This window comes from Pseudohongiella sp., from assembly GCF_011050365.1.
Taxonomy (GTDB): domain Bacteria; phylum Pseudomonadota; class Gammaproteobacteria; order Pseudomonadales; family Pseudohongiellaceae; genus Pseudohongiella.
The window spans coordinates 135,345-151,399 of sequence record NZ_DRFV01000001.1 but is presented as its reverse complement, the minus strand read 5'-3'; the positions used below and the strand labels follow the sequence as shown (position 1 = coordinate 151,399).

The following is a 16,055-nucleotide window of genomic DNA, read 5'->3' as shown; positions in this document are numbered from 1 at the left end:
ACACCGGAACCCTATGTCCGCCGTCATCAACATCAGCCGCAGCATGCTTGGCATCCGCCAGCGCATCTTGCAGACCACTTTGTGGGCGACCGCTGCACTGGTCAGCATCGCCTATATACCCAGTGTGATACTGGCATATCAGCTTGAAATCTGGAGCCTGCTGATCATCGACAACATCGCCTGGATCGCGGTGATCATGCTGGCCATGGCAAAACGGTTACCCTATCACCTGCGCGCAGGACTGTTCCTCGTCCTGTGGTCTGCGGTGGGTGTATTTTTGCTCTGGATCCTTGGGCCGGTGGGTGCCGGCACCGAATGGCTGCTGACCGTACCAATGCTGTCCGCGCTGTTTTTTGGGTATCGCGGTGCCTTCGTCGGCATCGCGTTTGCGGTACTGATCGTGCTGGTCTATGCCGCGCTGCTGGTGCTGGCACGCTCACCCAACCCGATGTACGGCGACCTGGTTTACACGCTGGAATCCTGGTTTGGCGTCAGTGGCACCATGCTGTTTCTTTGTATTCTGGGCTCGCTGACCACGGCGCGGTTGCTGGGCAGCCTGGAATCCACCATGATCGAACTGGAGTCCTCCCGCCAGCGCATCGCCGAGTCGCTGAAAGAGCGCGAACAGCTGCAGGAGCAATTACTGCACTCACAGAAGCTGAGTGCGCTTGGCACCATGGCCAGTGGCATCGCCCACGACTTCAACAACCTGCTACAGCCCATTCTCATGGCCAGCGAAGAAGCGCGCGAACTGGCGTCTCCCGACAGTACCCAGCGACAACACATCAACAATGCCATCACCTCGGCGGAGCGAGCAGCACAACTGGTCAAACGTATCCTGAGCTTCAGTCAGCAGAATGATGCCAATGCCAGCAGCACCCCGATAACTCCGGTGCTGCACGAAACCGCCGCCCTGCTGCGCAGCAGCATGCCTGCCAATATCAGCATCCGGGAAACCCTCAATGCGCCTGATGTCTGTGTGCTGGCAACACCGGACATGCTCCACCAGATCTTCATGAACCTGGGCACCAATGGTTGTCTGGCCATGAAACCGCAGGGCGGGCTGTTGGAGTTCAGACTGGATCTGCTGGGTTCCGGAGACCAGGTATTGCTGACGGTCAGCGATACCGGCACAGGTATTGACCCTGCCATTCGCCACCGGATTTTCGAACCCTTTTTTACCACCCGGGAAACGGGCGATGGCACCGGTCTGGGACTGGCCATCGTGCATAAACTGGTCACTCAGCTGGGCGGCAGTATTCGAATGAGCTCGACACCGCAGCAAGGTACAGAGTTCTCGCTGAAGTTCAGAACAGTATCGCCACCGACGGACGCAGCGGGCAGCCTGACCGGGATCACGCCATCAGTCTCACCAACCGCTGCCTACCGGGTAATGGTGGTTGATGACGAAGAACTGGTCAGGGCTACCATTCGCATGACCCTGCAACGTGAAGACATACAGGTCATTGAGTTCAATTCACCGGCCGATGCGCTGCAACACTTTGAGACCAACCCTGGCGACCGTATCGACCTGCTGATGACCGATCAGGCCATGCCCGGCATGACCGGCGTAGAGTTGGCTACCCGGGTGCGGGCGACCCGGCCTTCGCTGCCGGTGCTGTTGATATCCGGCAACCTCAATGAGAGCGAACGCAACGCGATCCAGGCACTGAAACCGTCTGTAACACTGGACAAACCCTTCAGCAGAAAGCTACTGTTGGCCGCCGTTGACGCCATCCGCCGTACCTGAGCGTCAATCCGGACTCACAACCAACCAGATAACAGGACCTCCCATGATACCCGAAGCGCTTGCCCGACTGTTTTTGCCCGCCGCCCGCATTATTCTGGCCGTGTATTTTCTGCTGCCCGGCCTGATGAAATTTACCCAGTACGACATGCACGTGGAGTACATGGCCTCGCATGGCGTGTTCCTGATTCCGTTTTTCCTGATCCTCAGCGGCGTCATTCAGGTTGGCGGTGCCGCGGCGCTGTTTACCGGCTATCAGGTCAGACTGGTGGCGTTTGTGCTGGCAGGCCTGACCCTGGTCATCAGCCTGGTCATGCACGACTTCTGGACCATGGCTGAAGGTCTGCAACGCTCGCACGAGACGCAGAACTTTTTCAAGAACATGGGTATCATGGCCGGCCTGCTGGCCCTGAGTGGCGCCGGTGCCGGTGCTTTCAGCCTGGATAACCGCAAACCCGCGGCATAAAGTCAGCGTCGACGAGCCCGGACCCCGGCTTTCCGTACAAGTTTGTACGCCGGGGTCTTGGAAAACGCCTTCGATTCTGACATATTATGCGCCCCGGGCGCTGACGCCGGGACCAGCGCTTGACGCGCGGTCACCGGCCCGACGCTGATACATGTAACAGACCCCTTCGGAGTGTAGCTCAGCCTGGTAGAGCACTGCCTTCGGGAGGCAGGGGTCGGAGGTTCGAATCCTCTCACTCCGACCAACATTGGCTATCGTCAGTGCGCCAAGCTACAATCAGGCCATGATTTCAACTTCTCTCCGACTATCCCGACGATTGACCACACTGATGCTATGCGGTTGCCTGTCACAGGCGGCGCTGGCACAGGCTCAGGATCAACCAGCAGCCGACGTTCCGGCGGCGGATGCGGCCGCCAGCGAGCGCTTCGCAGTGGAAGTGGGGCTCGAAGCGTTTCAAAACGAAGACTACGACACGGCGCTGAGTGTCTTCACCGAAGGCGCGATGATCGGCCACGCCATCGCCCAGTACAATCTGGCGCTGATGTATCATCAGGGCATCGGGACCGAGCAAAATTTCGAACGCGCCATGCAACTCTACGCATTGTCTGCCCAGCAAGGTATCGTCAGCGCGCAGTTCAGTCTGGGCGTCATGTATGATCAGGGCCAGGGCACAGAACAGAATTACCGGGAAGCCTATTACTGGTACGAACAGGCCGCCCAACAGGGCGATGCCAATGCCCAGTATGCCGTTGGCACCATGAACTTTTACGGTCAGGGCCGGGCGGAGAATTTCCCCGAAGCCATGCGCTGGTATCAGGAAGCCGCACGCCAGGGTCACCGCGATTCACAATATAATCTGGGCGTGCTGCTGATCAGTGGTCTGGTGAGTGAACCCAACCCGACCGCAGCGCTGACCTGGTTTACCATGGCCGCCGACAATGGCAGCGCTGACGCGCAGTACAATGCGGCGCTGATGTACGCCACCGGCCAGGGCGTTGAGCGCGATGCCGCGCAGGCGCGGGATTATTTCAGACTGGCGGCCGAGCAGGGACTGCGGGATGCACAAACGCGGCTTGGCATTCTGTATGCGACCGGAGATCAGGCAGGTGTTGCGCGTGATTACGAGCAGGCACGCTACTGGTTCAATCGCTCCGCCCACCGCGGCGACGCCACCGCACAATACTTTCTGGCGCGTATTTTCGCTGACGGTCTGGGTATAGAGCAGAACCTCGCCATTGCCCACATGTGGTACGAACTGGCATACCGTTTTGGTTATGAACATGCGATCAGTTCACTTGAGCGCCTGAGCGCTGAAATGGACGAAGAAACCACCCTGCAGGCCCGTCTGATGGCCGCTCGCTGGATGCGCGCATACGCGGAACAAAATCCGGACACTGTCCGCGTAACCCGGATACCGGATGAAAATACGGACGCCAATAATAACCCGCCGTAATGATCCGATCATTCGAAAGTAACGTAATGGTCGGGCAACAAATTTAAACACAAACCAAGCAACAAACTAAATCAGCACTGCGCGTCACCGCCCAGTTCACCGGAGAAAACTGTATGTCATTGGAAGTTATTGATTTTGGCGCCTCGGATATCGACAACAAACTGGCCAACATGAGCACGTCACAAATCGACGACCTGGCTTTTGGCGCGATTCAACTGGATGCCAATGGCGTTATTCAGCAATACAATGAAGCCGAAGGCGCGATCACCGGTCGCTCACCCGGCCAGGTGATCGGCAAAAACTTCTTCACCGATGTTGCGCCCTGCACCAATACGCCCAAGTTCAAGGGCGCCTTTGACAAGGTCGTCGCCGACCGCGGCAGCGTCATGCTGGAGTACACCTTTGACTACCAGATGACACCAACCAAAGTAAAAGTTCATATGAAACCGGCACTGGTGGGTGGCAGCTTCTGGATCTTTGTTAAAAGACTCTGATCCATGTGGTGGCAACAACCGGGGCTACTGGAAAGTTATCTGGACGACTTTCTCAGCGATGCCCTGCAACGACGCGGCCTGGGTGATCTGCTCCTTGAGGCAGACACCCAGCCAACTGACCTGCTGACGCATCCCCGTCATTTCGGACTCGCCTCGCTCGACATGGTCGAGCTGGCGCGTCGTTTTGCTCACATGCTGGGCCTGGACCGCACCGGTGTATCCGACCTGCTACTGGCCAGACGGTCGGCCGAAGGCTGGACCGGCGTCGCCCGACGCAGCCTGGCCATTGACGACAGCAGCCTGCATTTCTACTCCTCCGGATCTACCGGCGAGCCCACACCTGCCGCTCATGCGCTGAGCAAATTACAGCGCGAAATCGATGCCTTTCGGGCGTTGCTGCCGACAGCCGGACGCGTGGTCAGCACGGTACCGTCGCATCATATTTACGGCTTTATCTGGAGCATACTGCTGCCCTCGGCACTGGGCTGTGAGCGCCTCCGTGTAAAGCCGGCGCGCGAACTGCCGGCCACCTGGACCCGGCAACTGCGCGATGGTGATGTTATCGCGGCAACGCCGGACATCTGGTCCATGTTGCTGACGCATCAGGTGTCGCTTCCTGACACGTTCACCGGCATCAGTTCGACCGCCCCGCTGCCGGCCGACACTGCCGCCGCCATTCGTCGGCAATATGCCAATGCCACACTGATCGAAGTGTATGGCAGCAGCGAAACCGCCGGCCTGGCATGGCGCCAGCAGGACAATACGCCCTTCACCCTGCTATCGTTCTGGACGCTGAGCCAGCAGCAAGAGCACTGGATAGTGCAGGACAGGGACGACGGCCAGCAGCATCAATTGCACGATAAATTACAGCAGCATGACGACAGCCATATCACTCTGCTGGGCAGAACCGACCCGGTGGTGCAGATTCACGGCAACAACGTCAATCTCGCCCAACTGGAAACAGCACTGCAGCAACACACGGATGTCGTCGACGCCCGTGTCCGCAGTGACAGCCACGAGGGTCAGACCGGATTGCATTATTTTGTTGTGCTGGAACACGCACCGGATGACATCAGGCAGTGGTGTCTGAACTACAGTGATTGGCTCGCGGACAATCTGGGCAACACCCCGCCCCCGCGTTCGGTGGTGATCGCCCCCGCGCTTCCGGTGGACACGCTGAACAAGCGCATCGGCTGGACGGTATCACAATACAAAGGCATTACCGGTTGTTTCCGCTCAGGCTTCGATAGCGTCTGACCGACAGCGAACCCGCTCGACAAACCGCCATAATTCGGCTAGCTTGAGCCCTCCGCGGGTGTAGCTCAATGGCAGAGCAGAAGCTTCCCAAGCTTACGACGAGGGTTCGATTCCCTTCACCCGCTCCAACCAACAGGCAGCCGCTGATACTTCAATAAAAACAACACGAGGTAAATCGTTATGCTTTCTTCCGGACACCCCTGTCGCCTCACCCGAAGACTGGCACCGCGCCTGGCCATACAGTGCCTTGTTGCTCTGATGCTGTCCTGCGGGCTGGCCGCCGGGCACGCTCAACCACTGACGCCAGATAACAAGACCATTGTCATGGTGCCCATGCGCGACGGTATACAACTGGCTACCAATGTTTACCTGCCTGACGGCGACGGTCCCTGGCCGGTGATTCTCACCCGCACCCCTTACGATAAAGACGGCATTGATCGCAGCGTCGCCGAATACAACACCCGGGGTTATGCCGTGGTGTCTCAGGATGTGCGCGGTCGTTATGATTCGGAAGGTGAAAACCAGCCTTTCGAAAACGATATCGAAGACGGCTATGACACTGTTGAATGGATCGCGGCACAGAACTTCAGTGATGGCAACGTCGGCATTTTTGGCACCTCGGCCCCGGGCATTACCTCCAACCTGGCCGCCGCCGCAGCGCCGCCACATTTGACCGCCGCTTATGTCACGGTCGCCCCCGACAGCCTGTTCTACCGCTCACGCTTTGTCGGCGGTGTGTTCAAAGAGAGTCACTCCGGCGGCTGGTTGCGCGGCCAGGGCGTCAGCGAAGAAGCCATCAACGCCTACAAAGCACGCGCTGTGCTGGATGATCAGTGGCGGGCAACCGACTTTCTGTTTCATCGCGACAATGTCGAAATCCCGGTCTACAACGTCGGCGGCTGGCATGACATTTACGCCGAAGGCTCATTGCATAACTTTGTCTATCTGCAAAACGATGGCAACCCACAGGCCCGTGGCAAACAGAAACTGTTCATGGGCGCATTCGGCCATGGCGTGCTGCAGGGCGACCTGGAGTATCCGGGTGGCGGCATGATCAACGGCGACCTTGAAGAGCAGTTCCGCTGGTGGGACTACTGGCTGAAGGATATCGACAACGGCATCATGGACGAGCCGCCAGTGAGCATCTACATGATGGCCTCGGCGCGCAAAGGCAATGTCTCCGACAAGAACCGCGTCATTCATATGGACAGCTGGCCGCCGCAGAACAACAAAACCCGCTACTACCTGCAGCCCGATATGGGCCTGTCCGTCGAGCCGCCTGCGGTGACTGATGCCAGCAAAACCTATACCTTTGACCCGACCAATCCGGTGCCCACCATGGGTGGTCAGAACCTGGGCGCGGATGTGGGTCCCCGCGATCAACGCGACATTGGTCAACGCCAGGACTACCTGCGTTTCAGCACCCCGGTGCTGCAAGAGGACGTTGTGGTGGCCGGCCATATCGACATGGAACTGTTTGTTGCCACGGATGCTCTGGATACCGACTTTGTGGTCAAGCTGGTGGACATCTACCCAGACGGTTATGAAGCCCTGATTCTGGATTATCCGATCCGGGCGCGGTTCCGCAACGGGCAAAATCCGGGCGACGTCGAATTGATGACGCCGGGCGCGGTTGAACAACTGATCATCAATATGTGGAGTACGGCGCAGACCTTTGAAGCCGGTCACCGTATCGGTGTGCACGTGACCTCCAGCAACTATCCGCGCTTTGCCGTCAATCCGAATAACGGCGCAGCACTTGATGACAGCAGTACACCAGCGCAGGAAGCGCGCAACACGATTTATTTTGATGCCAACCGGCCATCGTCTATCGTGCTGCCGGTGGTCACCGCACCACTGGACTGACACTGCCCCCCGTTTGCGCCCGGCTCTCCTTAACGCGTCCGGGCACAGGCGGGTGATTTCCTGAGTCAGGCCTGCTAAAATGCGCGCCTTCAAACGCAGTCACTGGATACAGCAGCCATCATGGCATCTTTAATCAGTTCCCAGGCGCCCTGGCCTGCGGCCACGCCACCATAAGTTCCTGCTTGCACAATCCCGTCATTTTTTGATGCCAGACTGCGCGTCCGGACCGCGGGCAACGACCGCTCCGCCATCTGATACGTTATTTTCACCTTTATAACCCAGGCCCAATCCATGTTACACGCCTTGAAACAAAGCTGGTTCTCTAACATCCGTGGCGACGTTCTCGCCGGTATCGTCGTCGCCCTGGCGCTGATTCCCGAGGCTATCGCATTCTCCATTATTGCCGGTGTTGATCCCAAAGTGGGCCTCTACGCGTCCTTCTCCATTGCCGTCATTACTGCCATCGTGGGCGGTCGCCCGGGCATGATCTCGGCCGCGACCGGGGCCATGGCGCTGGTGATGGTCACCCTGGTCCGCGATCACGGTCTGGAATACCTGCTGGCGGCGACGCTGCTGACGGGGGTGCTGCAGATTCTGGCCGGTGCATTCAAACTGGGGCTGTTGATGCGTTTTGTGTCACGCTCGGTTGTGACCGGCTTTGTGAACGCACTGGCGATCCTGATTTTTATGGCGCAATTGCCCGAGATCACCGGTGACAACGCCACATGGCTGGTCTTTGCCATGCTGGCCGGCGGCCTGGTGATCATTTACGGGTTGCCTTACATCACCAAGGCGGTGCCCTCGCCACTGATTTGCATTGTCGTCATGACCGGGCTGGCGATGTATTTCGGTTTTGACATGCGCACGGTCGGCGACATGGGCGAACTGCCAGACAGTCTGCCCATCTTTCTTTGGCCGGATGTGCCACTCAACCTGGAAACCCTGCAGATCATATTTCCGTATGCTGCCACGCTGGCGGTAGTGGGCCTGCTGGAATCAATGATGACCGCCACCATCATTGATGACCTGACCGACACGCCCAGTAACAAAAATCGCGAATGTGTCGGCCAGGGTGTTGCCAATATTGGTACCGGCCTGATCGGTGGCATGGCCGGCTGCGCGATGATTGGTCAATCTGTCATCAACATCAAATCCGGTGGCCGCAAGCGACTGTCGTCATTCACTGCCGGCACCGTACTGCTGTTTATGGTGGTGTTTCTTGACGAATGGGTCGGGCAGATACCCATGGCGGCCCTGGTCGCGGTCATGTTCATGGTCGCGTTCGGCACCTTCAGCTGGTCATCGGTGGCCGACTTGCGCAAGAACCCAAAAAGCTCAAGCATCGTCATGATCGCCACCGTTGTGGTGGTGGTCATCACCCACAACCTGGCGCTGGGTGTGTTGTTGGGCGTCCTGCTCAGCGCCCTGTTCTTCGCGCGCAAGGTTGGCGATATTCTGTATATCGGCTCGACCTTGTCAGATGAGGGGGATCATCGTCAATACCAGGTCGTCGGCCAGGTTTTCTTCACCTCGGCAGATCAGTTTATCGCTGGCTTTGATTTCAAAGAGGCGATAGATAAGGTTACTATCGACCTGACCCGTGCCCACTTCTGGGACATCACCGCGATCAGTTCACTGGACAAGGTCATCATCAAATTCCGCCGCGAAGGCGCCGATGTCAGCATTGTTGGCCTCAATGAGGCCAGCGCGACATTGGTGGACCGGTTTGCGGTACACGACAAACCTGATGCCGTAGAACGGCTGATGGGGCACTAGGTCGGCACTGGCAGTCACACCAAACGCCGCACCACAACCAGCAACAATAGGGGAAAGCCACAATGTCAAACATTCAGATTCCGGAAATGAAGGGCAAGGTCGTGGCCTGCATTGATGATTCGATCTACGCCGAAGCCGTGTGCGACTACGCCGCCTGGACTGCCAGCCGCATGAACACGCAGCTAAGCCTGCTGCACGTGCTGGACAAAACCGAAAGCACTACTGCCAGCAACCTGAGTGGCAGCCTGGGCCTGGGCGCGCAGGAAAACCTGATGCAGGAACTGGCTGAGCTAGACCAGCAACGTGCCAAGCTTGAAATGGAAAAAGGCAAATTGATGTTGCAGGCCGCCATGCAGCGGGCGGAAGCAAAAGGAATTATTGATGCCGAGTCACGGCAGCGCCATGGCGAACTGGTCGATACCCTGATTGAGCTGGAACCCGAAACCCGCATTCTGGTGGTGGGTAAACGTGGCGCCGACACCGAGTCAGCCCACGGCCACATCGGCAGCCATCTGGAAAGCATCATCCGCGCCATGCACAAACCCATTCTCATTGCCCAGCAGTCCTTTGCCCCGCCCAAGCAGATCATGGTTGCCTATGATGGCAGTGCCACCATGCGCAAAGGTATTCAGATTGTTGCTGCCAGCCCGCTGGGACGCGGCATTCCCCATCATGTGGTCATGGTGGGCGCGGATACCGACGTCGCTCGCGAGCAACTGCGCGAAGCCACCGATGCTCTGTCCGCGGCGGGCTTCGAGGTCACCGGCACCATCATTGCCGGCGACGCGGACACCGCGCTGGCCGAGTATCAGGAAAGAGAAAATATCGACCTGCTGGTCATGGGCGCGTACGGGCATTCGCGCATACGCCACCTGATTCTGGGCAGCACCACCACCGCCATGATCAAACGCACCCGGGTATCGCTGCTGGTGCTGCGCTAACGGCGCTGCGACACTATGCCACATTGTGTGAATCACGAGACTGAGTAAACTGCCAGCATCAAGGCAAACTGGCTCAGGAATTTTTCATGTTTTCGATACACGCTCGACCGGTTTTCAACAAACGCCTCCTTGGCTGCGCCATGGCGCTGGTCGCTGCCGCCGGCCATAGCTCCATAGTGCAGGCACAAACCACACAACAAACCAGCAGCAACGCCGCTGCCCCCATCGAAGAGATTCTGATCTGGGGCAGTGAAGCCGGACAGCGCTCCAGCCTGAGCCATCCTGCCAGCGTGCTTACCCAGGCAGATCTGGCCAGCATCAATATCGCCACCACCGAAGATATCGTCAAATTCGAACCCAGCCTGGTCATTCGCCGTCGTTTTATCGGCGACTCCAACGGCACCATGGGTATGCGCGGCGCCAATATGTTCCAGACTTCGCGCTCCATGGTTTTTGCTGATGGCGTGCCCTTGCATTACCTGCTGCAATCGCGCTGGAATGGCTCGCCACGCTGGTCGATGGTGTCAGCCAGTGAAATCGCCCAGGTCGAAGTACTTTACGGACCGTTTTCTGCTGAATACAGCGGCAATGCCATGGGCGGCGTGGTACTGATCGAGTCAGCCATCCCGCAGGAACGTGAATTCCATTTCGACAGTTCCTACTACTCGCAGGAATTCGACGCCTATGGCTTTGATGACCGGGTCAATGGCTACAAAAGCTTCTTCTCGGTAGGCGATAAAATCGGCGATACCAGCCTGTATTTTTCCTACAACCGCCTGGAAAACGACTCACAGCCACAGACCTTCTATTTTGGTGCCAACAACAGCAGTCCCACAGCCGCCAACGTCAGTGGCGGCGTGATTGGCAACGACCAGTTCGGCAACTCTCAACTCTGGTTTGGTGATACCGGCGTAGTCGATACCCAGACCCAGAATTACAAAATCAAGATTGGTCACGACATCGGTGCCTGGTCCGGGCTGGTGAATATCGCTTACGAAGATCGTGCTTCCAGCAATCAGCCCAATGCCTATATGCGCGACAGCAGTGGGGACCTGGTCTGGAGTGGCAATGTGCGTCAGGACGGCAATGGCATCAGCATCCCGGCCGGTCGCCTGGGTGTGGGCGAGCAGGAACGCGACAGCCTGTCACTGGGACTGCGAGTACGTGGCCCATTGACTGACACGATTGATCTGGAAACCAACCTCAACCAGTTTGCCATTGTGCGTGATGAAAGCCGCGACTCGCTGCGCAACCCGGCTGATCCCGGATATACGCCAGCGGGTCAGGTCACTGATTTTGGCGATACCGGTTGGCAGAGTGCCGAGGTAAAACTGACCTTCAATCAGCTCGGTGTCGACAACCTCAGCCTGGTCACGGGCCTGCGCTACGATGCCTATGAATTGAACATTGATGTCTATGATTCCAATGACTACCGGTCAGGCAGCAAGGACCAGCTTAACAGCAGCAGTGGCGGCGAAACCGATGTCAGCGCCGCGTTTGCCGAACTGAGCTGGTTGCCGACACAGCAACTGGCACTGACCCTGGGCGGGCGCTACGAATCATTCAACAGCAACGGTGGCTACTACACCACGCAGGTTGGCGGCAACGTGCAGCCCATCGCTGTGCCCGGGCAATCACGCAGTGCGTTCTCACCCAAGTTTACCGCGGCCTATCAGGCGACCGATAACTTGACCCTGAGCTACGCGGTAGCCGAGGCCTACCGTTTCCCCATCGTTGAGGAGCTGTTCAGCCAGTACCAGGCGTATAACACCATCAATCAGGCCAACCCGACGCTGAAACCGGAAGCCGGATTGCATCACAACCTGGGCGTGGAATACGGCTTTGACGGCGGTTATATCCGCGTCAACGCCTTCCAGGAAAGCATTGACGATGTGATTGAGGCACAGGCCGAAACTCTGGCCGGTGGTATCTCGGTACGCACCTTCATTCCGATTGGCCAGGTGGACACCCTGGGTGGCGAGTTCATTGTCAACGCCAGTGATCTGTGGCTGGACAACCTGGACCTGCGTTTTAATACCACCTACACCGACAATGAAATTGTGCGCAACCGCGTCGATCCCAGCATCGAGGGCAATGTGTATCCGCGTCTGCCAACGTGGCGCGCCAATCTGCTGGCCACCTATCACATCAGTGACGACTGGAACGTGGGCCTGAACTATCAGTACGCCGACACCAGTTTTGGTCGCAACGATAACCGCGACACCGAACAGAATGTTTACGGTGCACAGGATGGCTATTCGCGAGTGGGCATCAAGACTGACTATCGTTTCGGCAATGGTTTCTCGCTGGGTGCAGGCGTCGACAATATCGGCAATGACATCGACTTTGTCGCGCATCCATGGCCAGGTCGCACTGTTTACCTGAACGTCTCCTACGACTGGCAGTAAGCCGGTCGTACCACAGTCTCACGCTTCAGCGCGTGAGACTGTTGAACAGCTGAAAATAACCAGGGAAGGTTTTTGCGGTACAGCCCGGATCATTGATGGTGATCGGGCTGTCACCAAAAGCGGCCAGGGAAAAACACATGGCCATGCGATGGTCATCATAGGTATCAATCACCGCCGGTGAAATGTGCGTCGGCGGCGTAATAACAATATAATCATCCCCCTCTTCTACCGTCGCACCCACCTTGCGCAGTTCCGTGGCCATGGCCGACAATCGATCGGTTTCCTTGACCCGCCAGTTATAAATATTACGAATCGCAGTCGGCCCTTCAGCAAACAGCGCCGTGGTAGCAATGGTCATCGCCGCATCGGGAATATGATTAAGATCCACGTCGACGCCTTTGAGCGGCCCGCCACTGACTTCTATCCAGGTCTCACCCCATTTAACTTTTGCGCCCATCTGTTCCAGAACATCGGCAAAGCGGGCATCTCCCTGCACGCTCGCGGAACCCGTGCCATGTACTCGCACGGTGCCGCCGGCGATGGCTGCTGCGGCCAGAAAATATGAAGCCGACGACGCGTCGCCTTCTACCATGATGTCGCCCGGCGCGCGGTAGTGCTGACCGGCACGAACCACAAAACGTTGATAGTCATGGTTGTCGACGATCACGCCAAAACGCTGCATGACATCCAGCGTGATACGGATATAGGGTTTTGACACCAGCTCGCCATCCACAACTATTTCCAGGTCGCCCTCACACAATGGCGCCGCCATCAGCATGGCCGTCAGAAACTGACTGGAAATATTGCCGCGAATACTGACCTGGCCACCGCGCAGGCGTTTGCCACGAATCAGCAAGGGTGGATACGATTCCTCGCCCAGATAGGTGATATCTGCCCCGGTCGCCCGCAGACAGTCGACCAGGTCGCCGATGGGGCGCTCATACATGCGTGGCTCACCGGTCAGCGTAAACTCTCCGCCACTGGCCGCCAGGGCCGCACACAGCGGACGCATGGCAGTACCGGCATTACCCAGAAACAATGTCAGCGCGCCTTCATAAAACAACTCTCCGCCCCTGCCCTGCACCTGACACTCGGTTTTATCCTCGCTCAGCGACAGCTTGACGCCCAGCGCGGTCAAGGCCTGCAGCATATAACGCACGTCATCGCTGTCCAGCAGATTGCTGATGCGGGTTTCACCCTGCGCCAGAGCAGCCAATAGCAGTATGCGGTTGGACAGGCTTTTTGAGCCCGGCAGGGTAATTTCCCCGCGGGCGGTGCTGACTGGCGCCAGCACCAGCGAATCGTTGTGATGGGAAGACATAATGAGAGCACGCGTTAAAGGACGGGAATGCAGCGAGTATAGCGGATTCCCGCGCTGCGCTCAAAAATGCCCGTACTGACACTACTCCCGGCAGCTAACTACTTCCCGGTAGCGCCGGCATCCGTTGACGCCTGACTCTGGGGTTTGCCGCTTTGATACTTGAGTCGATTTTCCCAGCGCTTGCGGGCGAAACGCCGCATATTGGGAATATCGTCGGTCTCATCCATGATGGCCTGACCCAGGATGGTCTCCAGCACATCTTCCATGGTTACCAGGCCCAGCCAGGTGCCATATTGGTCGTACACCATGGCCATGTGCTGATGTTCCTTCAGGAAGGCCCCCAACAGCGCCTCAGCGCTGATCTCGTCGGTGACGATTTTGACCGGCTTGATCAGGTCGGCCACTTTGGCATTGGGCTCGGCATCCAGCAGCTCTGCGCGAAACACGACGCCGTGCGGATGTTCTTCCTGATCCACCACCGGATAACGCGAAAATGCGGTATCGCGCATGGCATCGAGAATATCTCCGACTGCCGAGTCGGCCAGCAGATACTCACACACGGTCTTGGGCGTCATGATGTCTTTGATCTGCACTTCATGCAGGTCCAGAATATTGGCAATCACTCGCCGCTCGTCTTCGTCCAGCTGGTCGGTGTCCCGGCCCAGATTGGTCAGCGCCTTGATTTCCGAGCGCAGGTCAACGTCCGACGCGCCCACACCCATCCACTCGGTGATCTTGTCCGACATCATAATGAAAGGCTTGAGAATCAGAATCAGGAAATTCAGCGTCGCGGGCAACCACGGCACCAGGTTTTGCCAATAACGCGCGCCCAGCGTTTTGGGAATAATTTCCGACAGAATCAGCACCAGAAAGGTCATCACGGCAGAGGCCACAGCCAGATAACCGTCACCAAACACCACACCCACCTGGGCGCCAACACCGGCCGCTCCAAAGGTATGAGCAACAGTATTGAGCGTCAGAATCGCTGCCAGCGGCTGATCAATACGATCTTTGAGTTTGCGTAGCTTACGGTACAGCTCCGGGTCGGAGTGACGAAAGCGCGTGACATGACTGGGGGTCAGAGACAGAAGCGCCGCTTCCAGCAATGAACAGACAAATGAGACACAGATGGATAAGAGTGCGAATACCAGAAGTAGGCCCATAGAGGGTCTTTGAATCTCCAAACAACAAGGGAATCAAATGCTACTACACTAAACACGGCAGCGACAAACATTTATGAGCATTGACGGTTGCACTCAGGCGTTCAATACCGGCGCAGGCACTGCTGTGCCCCTGCGCTGCCAGAATTTTTCATGCAGGAAGTACACAACCGTATTGATCGCCGGCTCCACCAGCGCCACCGCGCCGCCAATCAACATGCTGCCAGTCATGGCCCAGGCCACGGAGAAAGCCGTCATAAAGTGCAATACAGCAAAACTGGCGGTTTTTTGTACCTGTTTCATGTCCATGTCCTTAATCGCTTGAAGGTTGACCACCGGCGGCGCCGGTGGCTTTTTCGATGACCAAAGCATAGGACAGGGCATTGTGGATAGGAATTTGTTAATTTCTATCTTAATGATAATAATTATCAATACCGACTGGCTTTTTCACCCCCCCCTCGCCGCCTTGACCCGCCCAGCTTGAGGAAATCCAGAAACTCACGCCGGGTTTTCGGGCCCTGGGTCCTGGATCGGCGTTCGCAAAAGACGTCGGTCTACAGAGGCATCATAGTTTCGCCTAAAACCTGTTGCGTAGTGTATATACACATGCTAAGGTTCACTCCATGAATAAAGAAGACTTAACAGACGTATTTGAAAACTGTCCCTGCTTTAGAGCCAGGGCGGCAGCGCGCCGTATCACGCGCGATTACGATGAGGCCTTCAAGAGCATAGGCATCAAGAGCACGCAATTCACACTGCTGGCGATCATAAAGGGCAAGGAGCCATCCTCTATCACAACGATGGCAGACAAGCTTGCGATGGAGCGCACTTCTCTTATCCGCACGCTGGAACTCATGGCCGAGAAAGGACTGATCACACTTGCCGAAGAAGGCTACAGACGCGAAAGAAAGGTGCAGATCACGCCAAAGGGTGACGCCATCCTGGCCAAAGCCTTGCCTCTATGGAAGCAAATGCAGGCAAGCTTCGTAAGCCGCATTGGCCAGGAAAACTGGCAGGCAAACAAGGAGCTATGGCTGGATATCGCCTTCGGCGACTAGCAACATCTTTTTTAAAAACACAAAAGTGTATATACACTACATAGCAATCTTGACCTGCGGATGTGTATATACACTACATGATCAATAACGCATTAGCCACTTAATGAA

General features: G+C 57.1%; 13 protein-coding genes, 2 tRNA genes and 1 pseudogene. 12 read left to right on the top strand and 4 right to left on the bottom strand.

Going from position 1 to position 16,055, the window contains the following annotated elements; translation table 11 throughout:
* Positions 1-13 precede the first annotated feature (13 nt).
* The 8 genes and pseudogenes from ENH71_RS00635 to ENH71_RS00600 all read left to right on the top strand — a co-directional run bounded on the left by ENH71_RS00635 (position 14) and on the right by ENH71_RS00600 (position 7,283).
* Positions 14-1,750: a hybrid sensor histidine kinase/response regulator gene (locus ENH71_RS00635; RefSeq protein ID WP_294136449.1), complete on the top strand. Its 1,737-nt coding sequence runs from the start codon at positions 14-16 to the stop codon at positions 1,748-1,750.
* Between the two features lie 43 nt (positions 1,751-1,793).
* Complete coding sequence (locus ENH71_RS00630) at positions 1,794-2,213, top strand: DoxX family protein (protein ID WP_294136448.1); 420 nt, start codon at positions 1,794-1,796, stop codon at positions 2,211-2,213.
* Between the two features lie 167 nt (positions 2,214-2,380).
* Positions 2,381-2,457 (top strand) — tRNA-Pro (locus ENH71_RS00625).
* Between the two features lie 39 nt (positions 2,458-2,496).
* Positions 2,497-3,666 carry an SEL1-like repeat protein gene (locus ENH71_RS00620; RefSeq protein ID WP_294136447.1) on the top strand — a complete coding sequence of 390 codons (1,170 nt, stop codon included), beginning with the start codon at positions 2,497-2,499 and terminating at the stop codon, positions 3,664-3,666.
* Between the two features lie 113 nt (positions 3,667-3,779).
* Positions 3,780-4,160 carry a photoactive yellow protein gene (pyp, locus tag ENH71_RS00615; RefSeq protein WP_294136446.1) on the top strand — a complete coding sequence of 127 codons (381 nt, stop codon included), beginning with the start codon at positions 3,780-3,782 and terminating at the stop codon, positions 4,158-4,160.
* A 3-nt stretch (positions 4,161-4,163) separates the two neighbouring features.
* Positions 4,164-4,898: pseudogene (locus ENH71_RS16135) on the top strand (AMP-binding protein); the annotation flags it as partial.
* A gap of 573 nt (positions 4,899-5,471) precedes the next feature.
* Positions 5,472-5,545 (top strand) — tRNA-Gly (locus tag ENH71_RS00605).
* 52 nt (positions 5,546-5,597) lie between these two features.
* Complete coding sequence (locus ENH71_RS00600; RefSeq protein ID WP_294136443.1) at positions 5,598-7,283, top strand: CocE/NonD family hydrolase; 1,686 nt, start codon at positions 5,598-5,600, stop codon at positions 7,281-7,283.
* An 89-nt stretch (positions 7,284-7,372) separates the two neighbouring features.
* On the opposite strand, the gene ENH71_RS00595 is transcribed toward ENH71_RS00600, so the two are convergent.
* The gene (locus ENH71_RS00595) at positions 7,373-7,576 is read right to left on the bottom strand and encodes a hypothetical protein (protein WP_294136442.1); all 204 of its coding nucleotides are present in this window, start codon (positions 7,574-7,576) and stop codon (positions 7,373-7,375) included.
* On the opposite strand from ENH71_RS00595, the gene ENH71_RS00590 reads away from it, so the two are divergent.
* The 3 genes from ENH71_RS00590 (at position 7,575) to ENH71_RS00580 (ending at position 12,408) form a co-directional block, all read left to right on the top strand.
* Positions 7,575-9,059: a SulP family inorganic anion transporter gene (locus ENH71_RS00590; protein WP_294136441.1), complete on the top strand. Its 1,485-nt coding sequence runs from the start codon at positions 7,575-7,577 to the stop codon at positions 9,057-9,059. The two genes, ENH71_RS00595 and ENH71_RS00590, sit on opposite strands and share 2 nt — an antisense overlap.
* A 62-nt stretch (positions 9,060-9,121) precedes the next feature.
* Complete coding sequence (locus ENH71_RS00585; RefSeq protein WP_317622429.1) at positions 9,122-10,000, top strand: universal stress protein; 879 nt, start codon at positions 9,122-9,124, stop codon at positions 9,998-10,000.
* A gap of 86 nt (positions 10,001-10,086) precedes the next feature.
* Positions 10,087-12,408, top strand: coding sequence for a TonB-dependent receptor (locus ENH71_RS00580; protein ID WP_294136439.1), 2,322 nt, complete (start codon positions 10,087-10,089; stop codon positions 12,406-12,408).
* Between the two features lie 25 nt (positions 12,409-12,433).
* On the opposite strand, the gene aroA is transcribed toward ENH71_RS00580, so the two are convergent.
* The 3 genes from aroA to ENH71_RS00565 form a co-directional block, all read right to left on the bottom strand.
* The gene (gene aroA, locus ENH71_RS00575) at positions 12,434-13,729 is read right to left on the bottom strand and encodes a 3-phosphoshikimate 1-carboxyvinyltransferase (protein ID WP_294136435.1); all 1,296 of its coding nucleotides are present in this window, start codon (positions 13,727-13,729) and stop codon (positions 12,434-12,436) included.
* Positions 13,730-13,827: 98 nt separating this feature from the next.
* Positions 13,828-14,892, bottom strand: coding sequence for a CNNM domain-containing protein (locus tag ENH71_RS00570; protein WP_294137341.1), 1,065 nt, complete (start codon positions 14,890-14,892; stop codon positions 13,828-13,830).
* Between the two features lie 93 nt (positions 14,893-14,985).
* Complete coding sequence (locus ENH71_RS00565) at positions 14,986-15,198, bottom strand: DUF2061 domain-containing protein (protein ID WP_414704698.1); 213 nt, start codon at positions 15,196-15,198, stop codon at positions 14,986-14,988.
* Between the two features lie 314 nt (positions 15,199-15,512).
* On the opposite strand from ENH71_RS00565, the gene ENH71_RS00560 reads away from it, so the two are divergent.
* Positions 15,513-15,947 (top strand): MarR family winged helix-turn-helix transcriptional regulator, encoded by a 435-nt coding sequence (locus tag ENH71_RS00560; protein WP_294132903.1) that lies wholly within the window; start codon positions 15,513-15,515, stop codon positions 15,945-15,947.
* Positions 15,948-16,055: the final 108 nt, after the last annotated feature.